Source organism: Pseudomonas sp. Z8(2022), from assembly GCF_025837155.1.
GTDB lineage: Bacteria > Pseudomonadota > Gammaproteobacteria > Pseudomonadales > Pseudomonadaceae > Aquipseudomonas.
The window spans coordinates 1093370-1107197 of record NZ_CP107549.1 but is presented as its reverse complement, the minus strand read 5'-3'; the positions used below and the strand labels follow the sequence as shown (position 1 = coordinate 1107197).

General features: G+C 62.1%; 14 protein-coding genes. 5 read left to right on the top strand and 9 right to left on the bottom strand.

Going from position 1 to position 13828, the window contains the following annotated elements:
- Nucleotides 1-555: an NUDIX hydrolase gene (locus OEG79_RS05270; RefSeq protein ID WP_264147755.1), complete on the top strand. Its 555-nt coding sequence runs from the start codon at nucleotides 1-3 to the stop codon at nucleotides 553-555.
- Nucleotides 556-573: 18 nt separating this feature from the next.
- Nucleotides 574-1077, top strand: a complete 504-nt coding sequence (locus tag OEG79_RS05265) for a L,D-transpeptidase family protein (RefSeq protein ID WP_264147754.1) — start codon at nucleotides 574-576, stop codon at nucleotides 1075-1077.
- A 45-nt stretch (nucleotides 1078-1122) separates the two neighbouring features.
- On the opposite strand, the gene OEG79_RS05260 is transcribed toward OEG79_RS05265, so the two are convergent.
- From OEG79_RS05260 to purL, 3 genes are all read right to left on the bottom strand, one after another.
- Nucleotides 1123-1440, bottom strand: coding sequence for a YqfO family protein (locus tag OEG79_RS05260; protein ID WP_264147753.1), 318 nt, complete (start codon nucleotides 1438-1440; stop codon nucleotides 1123-1125).
- Between the two features lie 155 nt (nucleotides 1441-1595).
- Nucleotides 1596-1772, bottom strand: a complete 177-nt coding sequence (locus OEG79_RS05255) for a CDGSH iron-sulfur domain-containing protein (protein ID WP_264148676.1) — start codon at nucleotides 1770-1772, stop codon at nucleotides 1596-1598.
- Between the two features lie 252 nt (nucleotides 1773-2024).
- Nucleotides 2025-5921 (bottom strand): phosphoribosylformylglycinamidine synthase, encoded by a 3897-nt coding sequence (gene purL, locus OEG79_RS05250; RefSeq protein ID WP_264147752.1) that lies wholly within the window; start codon nucleotides 5919-5921, stop codon nucleotides 2025-2027.
- A gap of 165 nt (nucleotides 5922-6086) precedes the next feature.
- Between purL and mltF the strand changes: the two genes are divergently transcribed.
- Nucleotides 6087-7553: a membrane-bound lytic murein transglycosylase MltF gene (gene mltF / locus OEG79_RS05245; protein WP_264147751.1), complete on the top strand. Its 1467-nt coding sequence runs from the start codon at nucleotides 6087-6089 to the stop codon at nucleotides 7551-7553.
- A gap of 4 nt (nucleotides 7554-7557) precedes the next feature.
- Here the strand turns inward: mltF and OEG79_RS05240 are convergent, their stop codons facing one another.
- The 5 genes from OEG79_RS05240 to OEG79_RS05220 all read right to left on the bottom strand — a co-directional run bounded on the left by OEG79_RS05240 (nucleotide 7558) and on the right by OEG79_RS05220 (nucleotide 10957).
- Entirely contained in the window at nucleotides 7558-8013 is a 456-nt protein-coding gene (locus OEG79_RS05240) for a hypothetical protein (RefSeq protein WP_413247536.1), read from the bottom strand.
- A 34-nt stretch (nucleotides 8014-8047) separates the two neighbouring features.
- Nucleotides 8048-8524, bottom strand: a complete 477-nt coding sequence (gene tadA, locus OEG79_RS05235) for a tRNA adenosine(34) deaminase TadA (RefSeq protein WP_264147749.1) — start codon at nucleotides 8522-8524, stop codon at nucleotides 8048-8050.
- Nucleotides 8525-8715: 191 nt separating this feature from the next.
- Nucleotides 8716-9183 carry an outer membrane protein gene (locus OEG79_RS05230; RefSeq protein WP_264147748.1) on the bottom strand — a complete coding sequence of 156 codons (468 nt, stop codon included), beginning with the start codon at nucleotides 9181-9183 and terminating at the stop codon, nucleotides 8716-8718.
- A 39-nt stretch (nucleotides 9184-9222) separates the two neighbouring features.
- Entirely contained in the window at nucleotides 9223-9468 is a 246-nt protein-coding gene (locus tag OEG79_RS05225; RefSeq protein ID WP_264147747.1) for a hypothetical protein, read from the bottom strand.
- Nucleotides 9469-9586: 118 nt separating this feature from the next.
- On the bottom strand, nucleotides 9587-10957 hold the full coding sequence (locus OEG79_RS05220; RefSeq protein ID WP_264147746.1) for a multicopper oxidase family protein: 1371 nt from the start codon (nucleotides 10955-10957) through the stop codon (nucleotides 9587-9589).
- A gap of 48 nt (nucleotides 10958-11005) precedes the next feature.
- On the opposite strand from OEG79_RS05220, the gene OEG79_RS05215 reads away from it, so the two are divergent.
- Together OEG79_RS05215 and OEG79_RS05210 are read left to right on the top strand one after the other, a co-directional pair.
- Nucleotides 11006-11602 carry a hypothetical protein gene (locus tag OEG79_RS05215; protein ID WP_264147745.1) on the top strand — a complete coding sequence of 199 codons (597 nt, stop codon included), beginning with the start codon at nucleotides 11006-11008 and terminating at the stop codon, nucleotides 11600-11602.
- The gene (locus OEG79_RS05210) at nucleotides 11602-12222 is read left to right on the top strand and encodes a hypothetical protein (protein ID WP_264147744.1); all 621 of its coding nucleotides are present in this window, start codon (nucleotides 11602-11604) and stop codon (nucleotides 12220-12222) included. Before OEG79_RS05215 ends, OEG79_RS05210 begins: the two co-directional genes overlap by 1 nt.
- Here OEG79_RS05210 and guaA read toward each other — a convergent pair.
- The gene (gene guaA / locus OEG79_RS05205) at nucleotides 12177-13754 is read right to left on the bottom strand and encodes a glutamine-hydrolyzing GMP synthase (protein WP_264147743.1); all 1578 of its coding nucleotides are present in this window, start codon (nucleotides 13752-13754) and stop codon (nucleotides 12177-12179) included. The two genes, OEG79_RS05210 and guaA, sit on opposite strands and share 46 nt — an antisense overlap.
- Nucleotides 13755-13828: the final 74 nt, after the last annotated feature.

Genomic DNA, 13828 nt, shown 5'->3' with positions numbered 1-13828 from the left:
ATGAAATTCTGCAGCCAGTGCGGCAACGCCGTCACGCTGATGATCCCGGCAGGCGACAACCGCATGCGCCATGTCTGTGGTCACTGCGCCACCGTACATTACGAGAACCCGCGTATCGTCGCCGGCTGCCTGCCCGTGTGGCGAGATCAGGTGTTGCTGTGCCGTCGCGGCATAGAGCCGCGCCGGGGCTACTGGACCTTGCCTGCCGGCTTCATGGAAAACGGCGAGACCATCGAACAGGCCGCAGCTCGTGAAACCCTCGAAGAGGCCTGCGCCCGGGTGCGCGACCTGAGCCTCTATACCTTCTTCGATCTGCCGCACATCAGCCAGGTGTACATGATGTTTCGCGCCGAACTGGTCGATCTGGACTTTGGCGTCGGCGAAGAGAGCCTGGAAGTGCGTCTGTTCGAGGAATCGCAGATCCCCTGGTCGGAGCTGGCTTTCCCGACCATAGGCCGTACCTTAGAATGCTTCTTCGCCGACCGTCGGCAGAACGCCTTCCCGGTACGCAATGAGCCACTCGAAGCGCTACGTACCCATTACACACCCCGTTGACCCTTGCGGACGATCCCGATGCGCTGGTTGTTGCCCCTGCTCTGCCTGATTCTCAGCTTCAACACCCTGGCCAGCACCACGCCAGCACCCGGCAGCCGCACCGTTGACAAGGTGCTGGTGCTGAAGTCCGAACGCAAACTGCATCTGCAGCAACGCGGCGAAACCATCAAGTCCTACCGTATCTCCCTGGGCAAGCAACCCGCCGGCGCCAAGCAGCGCGAAGGCGATCTACGCACACCGGAAGGTTTCTACTGGATCGACTGGCGCAAGCCGAGCGACAAGTACCAGCTGTCGCTGCACATCTCCTACCCCAACGCCCGCGACCTGGCCAAGGCCCGGGAAGCCGGCGTGCCGCCGGGCGGCATGATCATGATCCACGGCACTCCGCTGGACGAGGAATACCCGGAATGGTTCTTCCATACGCTGGACTGGACCGAGGGCTGCATCGCCATGAAAAACGCCGACATGCGCGAGGTATGGAGCCTGGTCAAGGATGGAACGCTGATCGAAATCAGACCCTGATCGAACGCATTGAAAAAGGCGCCAGTGGCGCCTTTTTCATATCAATCAGAACTGCAGATCGGACAACCGCCAGACATCGAAGGCTGGTGTTTCGTACGGATGGCTCGCCTTCAGGGCCTTGACCGCATCGTGAATCAACTCGTCGGCGACGACCATTTCCACCCTCCACTCGGCAACCTGCTCGACACTGCCGACCTGACCGATGAACGGCTGGCTACCTTCCAGAGCGCGGAACTGCCCCTGACCCAGCACCTGCCAGCAGCAACTGTCATACAGACCGATGCGCCCGCCGCCGGCTGTGAATACCGCCTTTTTTACCGGCTCCAGATGGGCTTCCGGTACGTAGAAACACAGTTTGTACATCAAGTTCTCCGCGAATGGGCAACCGAACAACAGACAAGCCATGACGCCAATATGATGTCACTTTGACATGGAGTTGTCTTGAGATGACCGCACAAATCCATACGTGGCATTCAAACGATTCGCTGCTTTCGACCCAGACAGCCGATGCGATGTTCTCAGTTTCCGCGGAAAAAACGTCGCCATTTGTCGGCCAGGCCTGAGGCGGGCGGATTATGACTGCCGTCGCAGTAGGGCAGGTTCGCGGAACGACCGCAGCGACACAGCAGCAAGCGCTGCTCGCGCGCAGGGCGCAGAATCAGGCATTGAACGCAGTCGGGTGGGCAGTCAGGCATCTCGGGCGAATGCCCGCAGCGGCATAGATGATGAGTTTCGCCGGGTTTGACCAGACGGACTTCGGGGAGGATCTGCTGGCAATCATCGGCCATGGCTGGGCCTGTGTGGTTCGGATGAAATCCGAGGAGAGGGTCTGGCAACGGTTTCCCGGATTGGATCCGGGCTACGCGTCCTGCACTCCTCTCCCGCCCTTCGGGCACCCTCTCCCATGCATGGGAGAGGGTCATCAGAAGGCCGCTACGCAGCCACTCTTAGTCCACCCAGACGCGGGCGTTGCGGAACATGCGCATCCAGCCGCCGTCTTCCTGCCATTCGTCCGGGCGCCAGGAGTTCTGCACGGCACGAAACACACGTTCCGGGTGCGGCATCATGATGGTCACACGGCCGTCGCGACTGCACAGACCGGTGATACCGCGCGGCGAGCCGTTGGGGTTGGCCGGATAGGTTTCAGTGACCTTGCCATGGTTGTCGACGAAGCGCAGCGCAACGGTGCCCAACAGATCGGCCTCCAGCAGTGCTTCCTCGCTTTCGAACTCGGCATGCCCCTCACCGTGAGCAATGGCGATCGGCATACGCGAACCGGCCATGCCCTGCAGGAAGATCGAGGCCGATTCCTGCACCTGCACCATCGCCACGCGCGCCTCGAACTGCTCGGAGCGGTTGCGCACGAAGTGCGGCCAGAACTCGGTGCCGGGAATCAGCTCATGCAGGTTGCTCATCATCTGGCAGCCGTTGCACACGCCGAGGGCGAAACTGTCCTTGCGCTCGAAGAAGCCTTGGAAGGCATCGCGCGCACGAGCGTTGAACAGCACCGACTTGGCCCAGCCTTCGCCAGCGCCAAGCACGTCACCGTAGGAGAAGCCGCCGCAGGCCACCAGGCCCTTGAACTCTTCCAGGCTGACGCGGCCGGCCAGGATGTCACTCATGTGCACGTCGATGGCGGAGAAGCCGGCGCGATCGAACGCTGCGGCCATTTCCACCTGACCGTTGACGCCCTGCTCACGCAGGATCGCCACCTGCGGACGCACGCCTTTCTTGATGTAAGGCGCGGCGATGTTCTGATTGACGTCGAAACCCAGCTTGACCGACAGGCCGGGGTTGTCCTCTTCCAGCAGCAGGTCGAATTCCTGGTCGGCGCACTGGGCGTTGTCGCGCAGGCGCTGAATGCGGTAGCTGGTCTCGGCCCACTGGCGCTGCAACAGACGACGCTCACCAGCGAACACCGACTCACCGTTGAAGCTGATGCTGACGTCGCCGCTGTTCACGGCCTGACCGATCACCGCCACGCAGTCATCCAGACCGGCGGCGCTGAACTGCGCCAGCACTTCCGGTGTGACGTCCTGGTGAACCTGAATGACCGCACCCAGCTCCTCGTTGAACAGCACGGCCGGCAGCTCGGAGACATCGTCAGCCAGCGCATCGAGGTTCAGCGCCAGGCCGCAATGGCCGGCGAAGGCCATCTCCAGCACGGTAGTCAGCAAACCACCGTCGGAGCGATCATGGTAGGCCAGCAGGTGGCCATCGGCGTTGAGGCCCTGGATCACGGCGAAGAATGCCTTGAGGTCTTCGGCATCGTCGAGGTCCGGCACCTGCTGGCCGATCTGCGCGTAGACCTGCGCCAGGATCGAGGCGCCCATGCGATTCTGGCCGCGACCGAGGTCGATCAGGATCAGATCGGTCTCGCCCTTGTCCATGCGCAGCTGCGGAGTCAGGGTCTGGCGGATGTCCTGCACCGGGGCGAAGCCGGAGATCACCAGCGACAGCGGCGCGGTCACGCTCTTGTCGACGCCCTCGTCCTGCCAGCGGGTCTTCATGGACATGGAGTCCTTGCCCACCGGGATGGTGATGCCAAGCTGCGGGCACAGCTCCATGCCCACGGCCTTGACGGTGTCATACAGGCGGGCGTCTTCGCCCGGATGGCCGGCGGCAGCCATCCAGTTGGCCGACAGCTTGATGTCGGAGAGCTTGCCGATGCGCGCAGCAGCCAGGTTGGTAATGGTTTCAGCAACGGCCATACGGCCGGATGCCGGTGCGTCGAGCAGCGCCAGCGGGGTGCGCTCGCCCATGGCCATGGCTTCGCCGGTGTAGACGTCGAAGCTGGTGGCAGTCACGGCGCAGTCGGCCACCGGAACCTGCCAAGGGCCGACCATCTGGTCGCGAGCCACAAGGCCGGTGATGGTGCGGTCGCCGATGGTGATCAGGAAGCTCTTGCTGGCCACGGCCGGGTGACGCAGCACACGGCCCAGCGCTTCTTCGATATCGACGCTGGCGGCGTTGAAGTCATCGCCCTGCTCCGCTTCGCGGCTGACGCTGCGGTGCATGCGCGGCGGCTTGCCCAGCAGCACTTCCAGCGGCATGTCCACCGGAGTGTTGTCGAAATGGCTGTCGGTGACGGTCAGATGCGGCTCGGCAGTGGCCTCGCCGACCACGGCGAAGGGGCAGCGCTCGCGCTCGCAGATGGCCTGGAAACGCTCGAAATCGGCCGCATCGACCGACAGCACATAGCGCTCCTGCGACTCGTTGCACCAGATTTCGTGCGGGGCCATGCCCGGCTCGTCATTGGGCACGTTGCGCAGCTCGAAACGACCACCACGACCACCATCATTGATCAGTTCCGGCAGGGCGTTGGAGATACCGCCGGCGCCGACGTCGTGAATGAACTTGATCGGGTTGGCCTCGCCCAACTGCCAGCAGCGGTCGATGACCTCCTGACAACGGCGTTCCATTTCCGGGTTCTCGCGCTGCACCGAGGCGAAGTCCAGATCGGCAGAGCTGGCACCGGTGGCCATCGACGATGCGGCGCCGCCGCCCAGACCGATAAGCATGGCCGGGCCGCCGAGCACGATCAGCTTGGCGCCGACGGAAATCTCGCCCTTCTGCACATGGTTCTCGCGGATGTTGCCGAGACCGCCGGCAAGCATGATCGGCTTGTGGTAACCGCGCACTTCCTCACCGCGCGGACTGCTCACCGCCTGCTCGAAGGTACGGAAGTAGCCATTGAGCGCCGGACGACCGAACTCGTTGTTGAACGCGGCGCCGCCCAGGGGGCCTTCGATCATGATGTCCAGCGCGCTGACGATGCGCTCAGGCTTGCCGTAGGGCTTTTCCCAGGGCTGGAGGAAACCGGGGATGTTCAGGTTGGAGACCGAGAAACCGGTCAGACCGGCCTTCGGCTTGGCTCCGCGTCCGGTGGCACCTTCATCGCGGATCTCGCCGCCGGAGCCGGTGGAGGCGCCGGGGAAGGGGGCGATGGCCGTCGGGTGGTTGTGCGTCTCCACCTTCATCAGAATGTGCACCGGCTCCTGCACCGCGCCGTATTGGCGGGTCTCAGGATTGGGGAAGAAACGTCCTGCGGTGAAACCCTCGATGACCGAGGCGTTGTCCTTGTATGCCGACAGCACGCCTTCACTGTGCATCTGGTAGGTGTTCTTGATCATGCCGAACAGCGACTTGTCCTGGCTCTCGCCGTCGATATCCCAGCTGGCATTGAAGATCTTGTGACGGCAGTGCTCGGAGTTGGCCTGGGCGAACATCATCAGTTCGATGTCGTGCGGATTGCGCCCCAGGTCATTGAAGCTCTTCACGAGGTAGTCGATCTCGTCCTCGGCGAGGGCCAGACCCAGATCCTGGTTGGCCTGTTCCAGGGCGGCGCGGCCACCACCGAGTACGTCGATGGCAGTCAGCGGTTTGGGCTGGGCATGGCTGAACAGCGCGGAGGCATCTTCGAGCTTGCTCAGCACCAGCTGGGTCATGCGGTCATGCAGCAGAGCGGCGACGGCAGCACTGTCGGCCTCACTCAATTCGCCGCTGACGTAATAGGCGATACCACGTTCCAGACGCTGGATCTTGGCCAGGCCGCAGTTGCGGGCGATGTCGCTGGCCTTGCTCGACCAGGGTGAAATGGTGCCGAAACGCGGAATGGTCAGGAACAGTTTGCCGCTGGGCTCCTGCACCGGCACACTCGGGCCGTACTTGAGCAATCGCGCCAGCACTTGTTCCTCATCGGCACTGAGCACGCCTGTCACGTCGGCGAAATGCGCGAACTCGGCGTACAGCCCGGTCACGGCCGGCACCTTGCTGGTCAGTTGCTCAAGCAATTTGCCATGGCGGAAAGCGGAAAGGGCGGGAGCGCCGCGCAGGATCAACATCGTCGGAACAGCCTCTGGGAAGGGGTGTGCTGGAGGCCGGGCATTCTACCCTAAAGTGGCGGCCTGCGGCACCTGTAGCCAGGTTCTAAAAGGACGATTGCGTTAGCAGAGAAGCGAAGCGCTGTCGAGATATGGCACCGCCTGCGCTTTGCGTATACTGCGCCAATGTTTGCACGACCTGCGATACGCATGCGTTGCGCCAAAGGGCTGTTGGCGATTGGAACCCTCCTGATGCTTGCTGGCTGTGGCGAAGAGGCCAAGCCCAGCGTACTAGAGCAGGCAAAGGCGGAGGGTGAGCTGCGCGTGGTCACTCGCAACAGCCCCTCCACCTACTTCCAGGACCGCAACGGGGCTACCGGCTTCGAATACGAACTGGCCAAGCGCTTCGCCAACGATCTCGGCCTGGAACTGAAGATCGAAACCGCGGACAACCTCGACAACCTGTTTGCCAGCCTGGGTCGCCTCAACGGCCCGGTAATGGCTGCCGCCGGCCTGGTGGACACGGCACAGCGCCAGCGTCAGGCGCGCTTCTCGATTCCTTATCTGGAGGTCACGCCCCAGGTCATTTACCGCCAGGGCGAACCCCGCCCGACCAAGCCGCAGGACCTGGTCGGCAAACGCATTCTGGTACTGGCCGGCAGCAGCCATGCCGAACAGCTGGCAGCACTCAAGCTGGAGCAACCGGACCTGCAATTCGAAGTATCCGATGCCGTCGAGGTGGTCGACCTGTTGCGCATGGTCGACGAAGGGCAGATCGATCTGACTCTGGTGGACTCCAACGAGTTGGCGATGAACCAGGTTTACTTCCCCAATGTACGGGTTGCCTTCGACCTGGGCGACACCAACACCATGCGTTGGGCGGTCGCCGCTGGCGAGGATGACAGCCTGCTACTGGAGATCGACGCCTTCCTCAAGCGCGCCGAGGCCAACGGCACTTTGCAGCGGCTGAAGGAACGTTATTACGGCCATGTCGACGTGCTCGGCTACGTCGGCGCCTACACCTTCGCCCAGCACCTGCAGCAGCGCCTGCCGCGTTACGAAAAGATGTTCCGGCAGGCCGGCCAGGCCAACCAGATCGACTGGCGTCTGCTGGCAGCCATGGGCTATCAGGAGTCGCTGTGGCAACCTAATGCCACCTCCAAGACAGGCGTGCGCGGCCTGATGATGCTGACCCAGCGAACCGCCCAGTCGGTCGGCGTCTCCAACCGTCTCGACCCCAAGCAGAGCATCGAAGGGGGCGCACGCTACTTCATCCAAGTGCATCAGCAACTGCCGGAAAGCATCGCCGAACCGGACCGCACCTGGTTCGCCCTGGCCGCCTACAACATCGGCGGTGGTCATCTGGAAGATGCGCGCAAGCTGACCGAAGCCGAAGGCCTGGACCCGAATAAATGGTCCGACGTGCAGAAGATTCTGCCGCGCCTGTCGCAGAAGCAGTGGTACAGCAAAACCCGATATGGCTATGCCCGTGGCGGCGAGCCGGTGCATTTCGTGCGCAACATCCGCCGCTACTACGACATCCTCACCTGGGTGACGCAGCCGCAGCTGGAAGGTACGCAAGTGGCCGAGAGCGGTATCCACTTCCCCGGTATCGACAAGCGCAAGCCCGACGAACAAACCCCACCACTGTAACTGCCTACAGCAAGAGCTGATTACCCGCCGCACAGCGACTGATGGCCTGGCGCGCCGCAGGCAGCGCTTTCAAACGCGTGGCGCACTGCGCCTGACTGGATACCCGTTCGACCTGCAGGTTGGCCTGCTCATCGATGCTGATCAGGTAAGGCTGGTTATAGCGCGCGCGATCATTCCAGCCACTGAAACGCTGAGCACTGAACACGCAGCGGTAATCCAGATGGCCGGTGAACCCCTGAAAACGATCCCGCATGAAGATGTGGTGATAGCGCTGCCAGTCGCGATCACGCTGCCCCACACGCACGGCCTCCTGGCACTCCTCCAGCGTGGTGATCTGCGGCTCGTGCAGAAAAATGCTCTGCGCGAGGTTGGAGCCACCCAATTGCACGCTGGCAACCAGATACACCTCGGGCTGCGCAGCGACCACCGGAGAAAACAACAGTGCCAGCAGGCTCAGCATTCCTTTATTCATGATCGTTCCCTGTTAAAGACGCTCAGCCGCGCCGAGCCTTGAAGAATTCTTTCAGCAGCGCCCCACTCTCCTCGGCCAGCAATCCCCCCTCCACCAGCACGCGATGGTTGAGAAAATGCTGATCGAAGAACTGCCCCTGGCTGATCGCTATGCCTGCACGCGGCTCAGTAGCCGCGAACACCACACGGGCGATGCGGGCATGCACGATCAGGCCGGCGCACATGCTGCAGGGCTCCAGCGTGACATACAGAGTGCTGCCGGGCAGTCGATAATTCTGCACACTTTGCGCCGCTGCGCGTATCGCCACCATTTCGGCATGAGCGCTGGGGTCGTGACGCAGGATCGGGCAGTTGAAGCCCTGGCCCACTACTTCGCCGTCCTGTACCAGCACGGCACCGACCGGCACTTCACCCTGCTCGGAGCCCAGGCGCGCCTGCGTCAGCGCCAGACGCATGAAATGCTCGTCACGCGAGCGGTCGATGATCTGCGGTGTTTTCATTGCACGCTATCCAGGCAGGCATTCGGAGCGCGCAGAGTTTACAAACGCTCGCAGGACTTTTCGAGCTTACCCGGCTACACAAATTGGATGGCGACAGCGGTGCTGTCATGCACGCCTGCGCCGAAATGGCAGCGACTGCGCGTTACCGACCCGGCCTGCCGGGTCAGTAACGGCAAATGCAGATAAGGCAGTCAGAACCGGTAGTTCATCCCCACCTTGAGTGAGTGCAGCGCCAGATCGGCATCGACCTTGAACGAGCGGCCTGCATAACCGACACCTTCCGCCGTTCCGCGAATGGTCGTACTGCCGAAATCCATGTAGGTGTACTCGGCCTTGACCGTCCAACTCTCCGCCAGCGCATACTCAAGACCAGCCCCGAGCTGGTAACCCCAGCCGACACGCTGCGAAATGTCGATGAGCCCAGTGCCGCAGGAACCCGTGATGCACTGGTCGATGAAGCCGACCTCTGCTCTGGAGTAGACCCCACCCAGCTTTGCGTAGAGAAGTGTGCGCTCCAATGCATACCCGACTCGAATGCCGAGGCCCGCATACCAGTCGCTGTCGACCGTGCCACTGGCATCGTACGGATCGCCAAACGGATCGAGTCCAGGCTGGAGTTTGCGTTCATCGATATCGAGGTAGCCGACTTCGCCTTCCAAGCCCCAGACAAGGCTGCCGCGCTGCCAGTTGTAGCCTGCCTAAAGCCCCATCAGAGCGCCGTTGGCGTCTGCATCCCAATTAACCACGGGAAAGGGAGCCACTCCTCCGTTGTAGGTACCGTCTTTGAAATCAGCTCCTCCCCAGCCGTAGCCGAGGTGAAAGCCGAGATACGCGCCCGACCAGTCGTGGGCTGCCGAATGCTCGTTCATTGAACTCGCTTCTGCAGTTGACAGGCCCGCGACACCGAGCAGCAGCGCGGCGGAAATTAAGTGCATATCCTTCATGAGTCCCCCTTCCTGGAAGCATGGGCGAAACGCCCTACTGAAACAGACTAGTAAAAGCTTTTCCGCTGTCGAGCAATTGGATCAAGCTTCTATCGGTAGTTCGCCCACGGACAATGCACTACACCACTTCGATCGCCGCCATCAGCCCCGTTTCCATATGGTCGATCACGTGACAATGGAACATCCACACACCGGGATTATCGGCGACGAAGGCGATGCGCGCGGTCTCGTTCTTGCCCAGCAGATAGGTATCGGTGAAATAGGGGATGATCTTGCGCCGATCAGAACCCAGCACCTTGAAGGTCATGCCGTGCAGATGGATGGGGTGCTGGTACTGCGCCATGTTGCGCAGCACGAAAACGTAGTGGCCGTCCTTCTTCAGCGTCGCGATCGGGCGATCGGCACAGGTCCTGTCGTTGATGTCCCAGGCCTGTCCGTTGATCTGCCAGTACTTGTAGCTGCCGCCACGCTCGACATCGCCGGACAGCACTGCCGCCCACTCGAAGTTGAAACGCAGTGTCTCGGCGCGCGCCGGATCCGGTTCGGCAATCGGGTTGGCCGGCAGCGGTGGCGGCCAGTCCCCTGCGACTTCGTCATTGGCAACACCCTTCAGGGTCGCCAGGCGCAGCGGACCATTGCGTAGCGACAGCTCCTTGCCGACTGCAGGCACCTTCAGCGCCAGGTCGATGCGCATGCCCGGCCCCAGCCAGTACTCCTTGCCCAGCGGCCGCGGCTGCACCGGATTGCCATCCAGCGCATAGATGCGCGCATTGCCGCCCGGCAGGTTGAGGCGGTAGGTGATGGTGTTGTCGACATTGATCAGGCGCAGTCGCACCACCTGCCCTGCCGGCAGTTCCAAGGTCGGGTTGGGCTCGCCGTTGATGGTGGTCAGTCGTCCGCGCGTACCTTCGCGCGCCGCCAGACGCGGCACCAGAAACTCGGTGAAGGCGCCCTGCTCGTCGATGTGCCAGGTCTTCAGGCTCAGCGTGCGCTCATGACGGAAGCCGGTCGGCTCGCGCTCCTCGACGATCAGCGGCCCGACCAGGCCGCGCCCCAGTTGCTCGGCGCTGGCGGTATGCGGGTGGTACCAGAAGCTGCCGGCGTCGTGGCAGATGAAGTCGTAGTCGAAGTACTCGCCCGGTTTGACCGGCAGTTGCGAAACATAGGGGACACCATCCATCTCCAGGGGCAGACGGATGCCGTGCCAGTGGATGGTGGTATCGACCTCGAGCCGATTGATAAAGCGTACCCGTAGCCGCTCGCCCTGGCGGCAGCGCAACTCCAACCCCGGAGCCTGGCCGCCATAGGCCCAGGCCGCCGTCATATGCCCGGGCACCAGCTCCAGATCCAGCGGCGCGGCGATCAGCTCGTAGTCGTGGCTGGCGATATTCTCCGGACGTCCCAGCCAGTAACGCACACCCCCAACGCCCAGCCCGGCTACACCCAGGCCAGCCAGACCGGCCAGCACCTGTCTGCGGGTAAATGACATCTTCATCCTCGGCAGTTCGCAACCCAATTGAGGTATCTTCTCATTTTCATGGACAGCCCGACGAGCATCCAGGCAAGACAAATTGCCGCGGCGACCAGTGCGAGACATCGCTCAGATGGGGAGCCACCGACCGGTTTAGAATCGCCGGGCAATTCACAGGAATGCTCACCCGAACATGGACAGTTTCTTCTTCGAGCCCCCCTGGTCATCATGATGGTCGCGATAATCCCCTGGGTCCTGCTCATGTGGATCGGACTCATGGCTGGGCTTGGGGAAATGATCTGGAATGATTGCTACCGGTTGAGTCGTCCGCACGACATCGTAAAAGCGGCGATCATCGATCAGAAGTTCGTCAACGCACGCATCAGCATTGGCAAAACCACGATGGTCACCCTCAAGCCCATCTATCGCTTGCATTACGAGTACGAACAGCGCACCTACGAAGTGGAACATCTCGTACTCAACCAGAAGCATGTCGAGCTCAACCAGCAGGCAGGAACCTTTCTGCTCTACGTTCCCAAGGCGAACCCGGCCGATGCCACCCCTGAATCACCGGACGCCGCATCGCCCTTCGCCGCGATCATGCTGATGATCATGGGCTACATGATCTGGGAAACCGCGCCGATGGTGCTGGCAGGGTACTGATGGCAATCGCACTCATCATCCTGCTCTGCGCCCTGCTGTGGCTGGTCAGCCTGCTGCTTTTCGCCTTCTCCGCCTGGGGCAGCTACAAACTCGTGCGGCTGCTTTGGGAAAAAATCCGCCGGGCGCTACTACGCCCTGGTACGGCGCAAATTACCGCTTATGAAATTTTCACACCCGACCCCGAGGACCTCGACGTTAAGGACACCCGCCCACAAGTGCGCCTGGAGCTAGATTGCGAACGCCATGGGCAGCGCTTTCAGATATCCCTGGGACCGCTGACATGCGAGGAGCTATTCCCCGCACTGGACCTGCCCGCGCATCATGTCGCCTGCTGGCTGAGCGATGAGGATTGGCGCCAGTTACTGGAAGATCGCTGGATTACCATTGCCAGACTGGCAGCAGCGCAAGGCGATCCTCACCAGCCAGATTCGTCAGGACAGACGCCTGCTGCTGATCGCTTTTCTAAGCCTGAGCATGTTCACACTCACAGGCACGCTGTCTCTGCTGCAAGGCTGAAAGCAGGCAGGCATGAAAAAACCGGCCTAGGCCGGTTTTTTCATGCAGCGCTGCGGGATCACTCCCACTCGATGGTCGCTGGCGGCTTGCTCGACACGTCGTAGGTAACGCGGGAGATGCCTTCGATCTCATTGATGATGCGGCCGCTGACGGTCTCCAGCAGCTCGTAGGGCAGGTGCGCCCAGCGTGCGGTCATGAAGTCCACGGTTTCAACGGCACGCAGGGCGACGACCCAGGCGTAGCGACGACCATCACCAACCACGCCAACCGACTTCACCGGCTGGAACACCACGAAGGCCTGGCTGGTCTTGTGGTACCAGTCGGCCTTGCGCAGTTCCTCGATGAAGATGTGGTCGGCACGACGCAGCAGGTCGGCGTATTCCTTCTTCACCTCACCAAGGATGCGCACGCCCAGACCCGGACCCGGGAACGGGTGGCGGTAGACCATGTCGTAGGGCAGACCGAGCTCCAGGCCGATCTTGCGCACTTCGTCCTTGAACAGTTCACGCAGCGGCTCGACCAGCTTGAGGTTCATTTCCTCCGGCAGGCCACCGACGTTGTGGTGGCTCTTGATCACGTGGGCCTTGCCGCTCTTGGCGCCAGCGGACTCGATCACGTCCGGGTAGATGGTGCCCTGAGCGAGGAACTTGATGTTGTCCAGCTTGCTGGCTTCGGCATCGAACACGTCGATGAAGGTGCGGCCGATGATCTTGCGCTTCTTCTCCGGGTCGGCTTCGCCAGCCAGGTTGGAGAGGAACTGCTCCTCGGCGTTGGCGCGGATCACCTTGACGCCCATGTTCTCGGCGAACATGGCCATCACCTGGTCACCTTCGTGCAGACGCAGCAGGCCGTTGTCGACGAACACGCAGGTCAGCTGATCGCCAATGGCCTTGTGCAGCAGCGCCGCAACCACCGAGGAGTCCACGCCACCGGACAGGCCGAGCAGCACGTTGGCGTCGCCGACCTGGGCACGCACGGCGGCAACGGCGTCTTCGACGATGTTGGCCGGGGTCCATAGGGCTTCGCAGCCGCTGATTTCCAGCACGAAGCGCGACAGGATGCGCCCACCCTGCTTGGTGTGAGTCACTTCCGGGTGGAACTGCACGCCGTAGTAGTGGCGGGAGTCGTCGCACATGGCGGCAATCGGGCAGCTCGGGGTACTGGCAAGGATGTGGAAGCCTTCCGGCAGACGGGTGACCTTGTCGCCGTGACTCATCCAGACATCGAGACCGAACACGCCATCGGCATCGACATGGTCTTCGATGCCGGCCAGCAGTTCGCTCTTGCCGACCACGTCGACACGGGCATAGCCGAATTCACGCAGATCGGAACCTTCGACCTTGCCGCCGAGCTGCTCGGCCATGGTCTGCATGCCGTAGCAGATCCCCAGTACCGGCACGCCAAGGTCGAACACGGCTTGCGGGGCACGCGGGCTGCCCTCTTCGTGCACCGATTCCGGACCGCCGGCAAGGATGATGCCGCGCGGAGCGAAGGCGCGGATGTCCTCGTCGCTCATGTCCCAGGGGTGCAGTTCGCAATAGACGCCGATCTCGCGCACACGGCGGGCGATCAGTTGGGTGTACTGGGAACCGAAGTCCAGAATGAGGATGCGGTGGGCGTGAATGTCGTGGGCCATGGCCGTCTCTCGTAGGTATTCACAAATGACACGGGGCTGATCGAACAGCCCCGTTATTCGTATATTGCGGCGAA

Excerpts from the sequence above, each read along its gene's own strand:
- OEG79_RS05270 (WP_264147755.1), top strand. The coding sequence starts at position 1 with ATGAAATTCTGCAGCCAGTGCGGCAACGCCGTCACGCTGATGATCCCG.
- OEG79_RS05265 (WP_264147754.1), top strand. The coding sequence starts at position 574 with ATGCGCTGGTTGTTGCCCCTGCTCTGCCTGATTCTCAGCTTCAACACC.
- OEG79_RS05260 (WP_264147753.1), bottom strand. The coding sequence starts at position 1,440 with ATGTACAAACTGTGTTTCTACGTACCGGAAGCCCATCTGGAGCCGGTA.
- OEG79_RS05255 (WP_264148676.1), bottom strand. The coding sequence starts at position 1,772 with ATGCCTGACTGCCCACCCGACTGCGTTCAATGCCTGATTCTGCGCCCT.
- purL (WP_264147752.1), bottom strand. The coding sequence starts at position 5,921 with ATGTTGATCCTGCGCGGCGCTCCCGCCCTTTCCGCTTTCCGCCATGGC.
- mltF (WP_264147751.1), top strand. The coding sequence starts at position 6,087 with ATGTTTGCACGACCTGCGATACGCATGCGTTGCGCCAAAGGGCTGTTG.
- OEG79_RS05240 (WP_413247536.1), bottom strand. The coding sequence starts at position 8,013 with ATGCTGAGCCTGCTGGCACTGTTGTTTTCTCCGGTGGTCGCTGCGCAG.
- tadA (WP_264147749.1), bottom strand. The coding sequence starts at position 8,524 with ATGAAAACACCGCAGATCATCGACCGCTCGCGTGACGAGCATTTCATG.
- OEG79_RS05225 (WP_264147747.1), bottom strand. The coding sequence starts at position 9,468 with ATGAAGGATATGCACTTAATTTCCGCCGCGCTGCTGCTCGGTGTCGCG.
- OEG79_RS05220 (WP_264147746.1), bottom strand. The coding sequence starts at position 10,957 with ATGTCATTTACCCGCAGACAGGTGCTGGCCGGTCTGGCTGGCCTGGGT.
- OEG79_RS05215 (WP_264147745.1), top strand. The coding sequence starts at position 11,006 with ATGGACAGCCCGACGAGCATCCAGGCAAGACAAATTGCCGCGGCGACC.
- OEG79_RS05210 (WP_264147744.1), top strand. The coding sequence starts at position 11,602 with ATGGCAATCGCACTCATCATCCTGCTCTGCGCCCTGCTGTGGCTGGTC.
- guaA (WP_264147743.1), bottom strand. The coding sequence starts at position 13,754 with ATGGCCCACGACATTCACGCCCACCGCATCCTCATTCTGGACTTCGGT.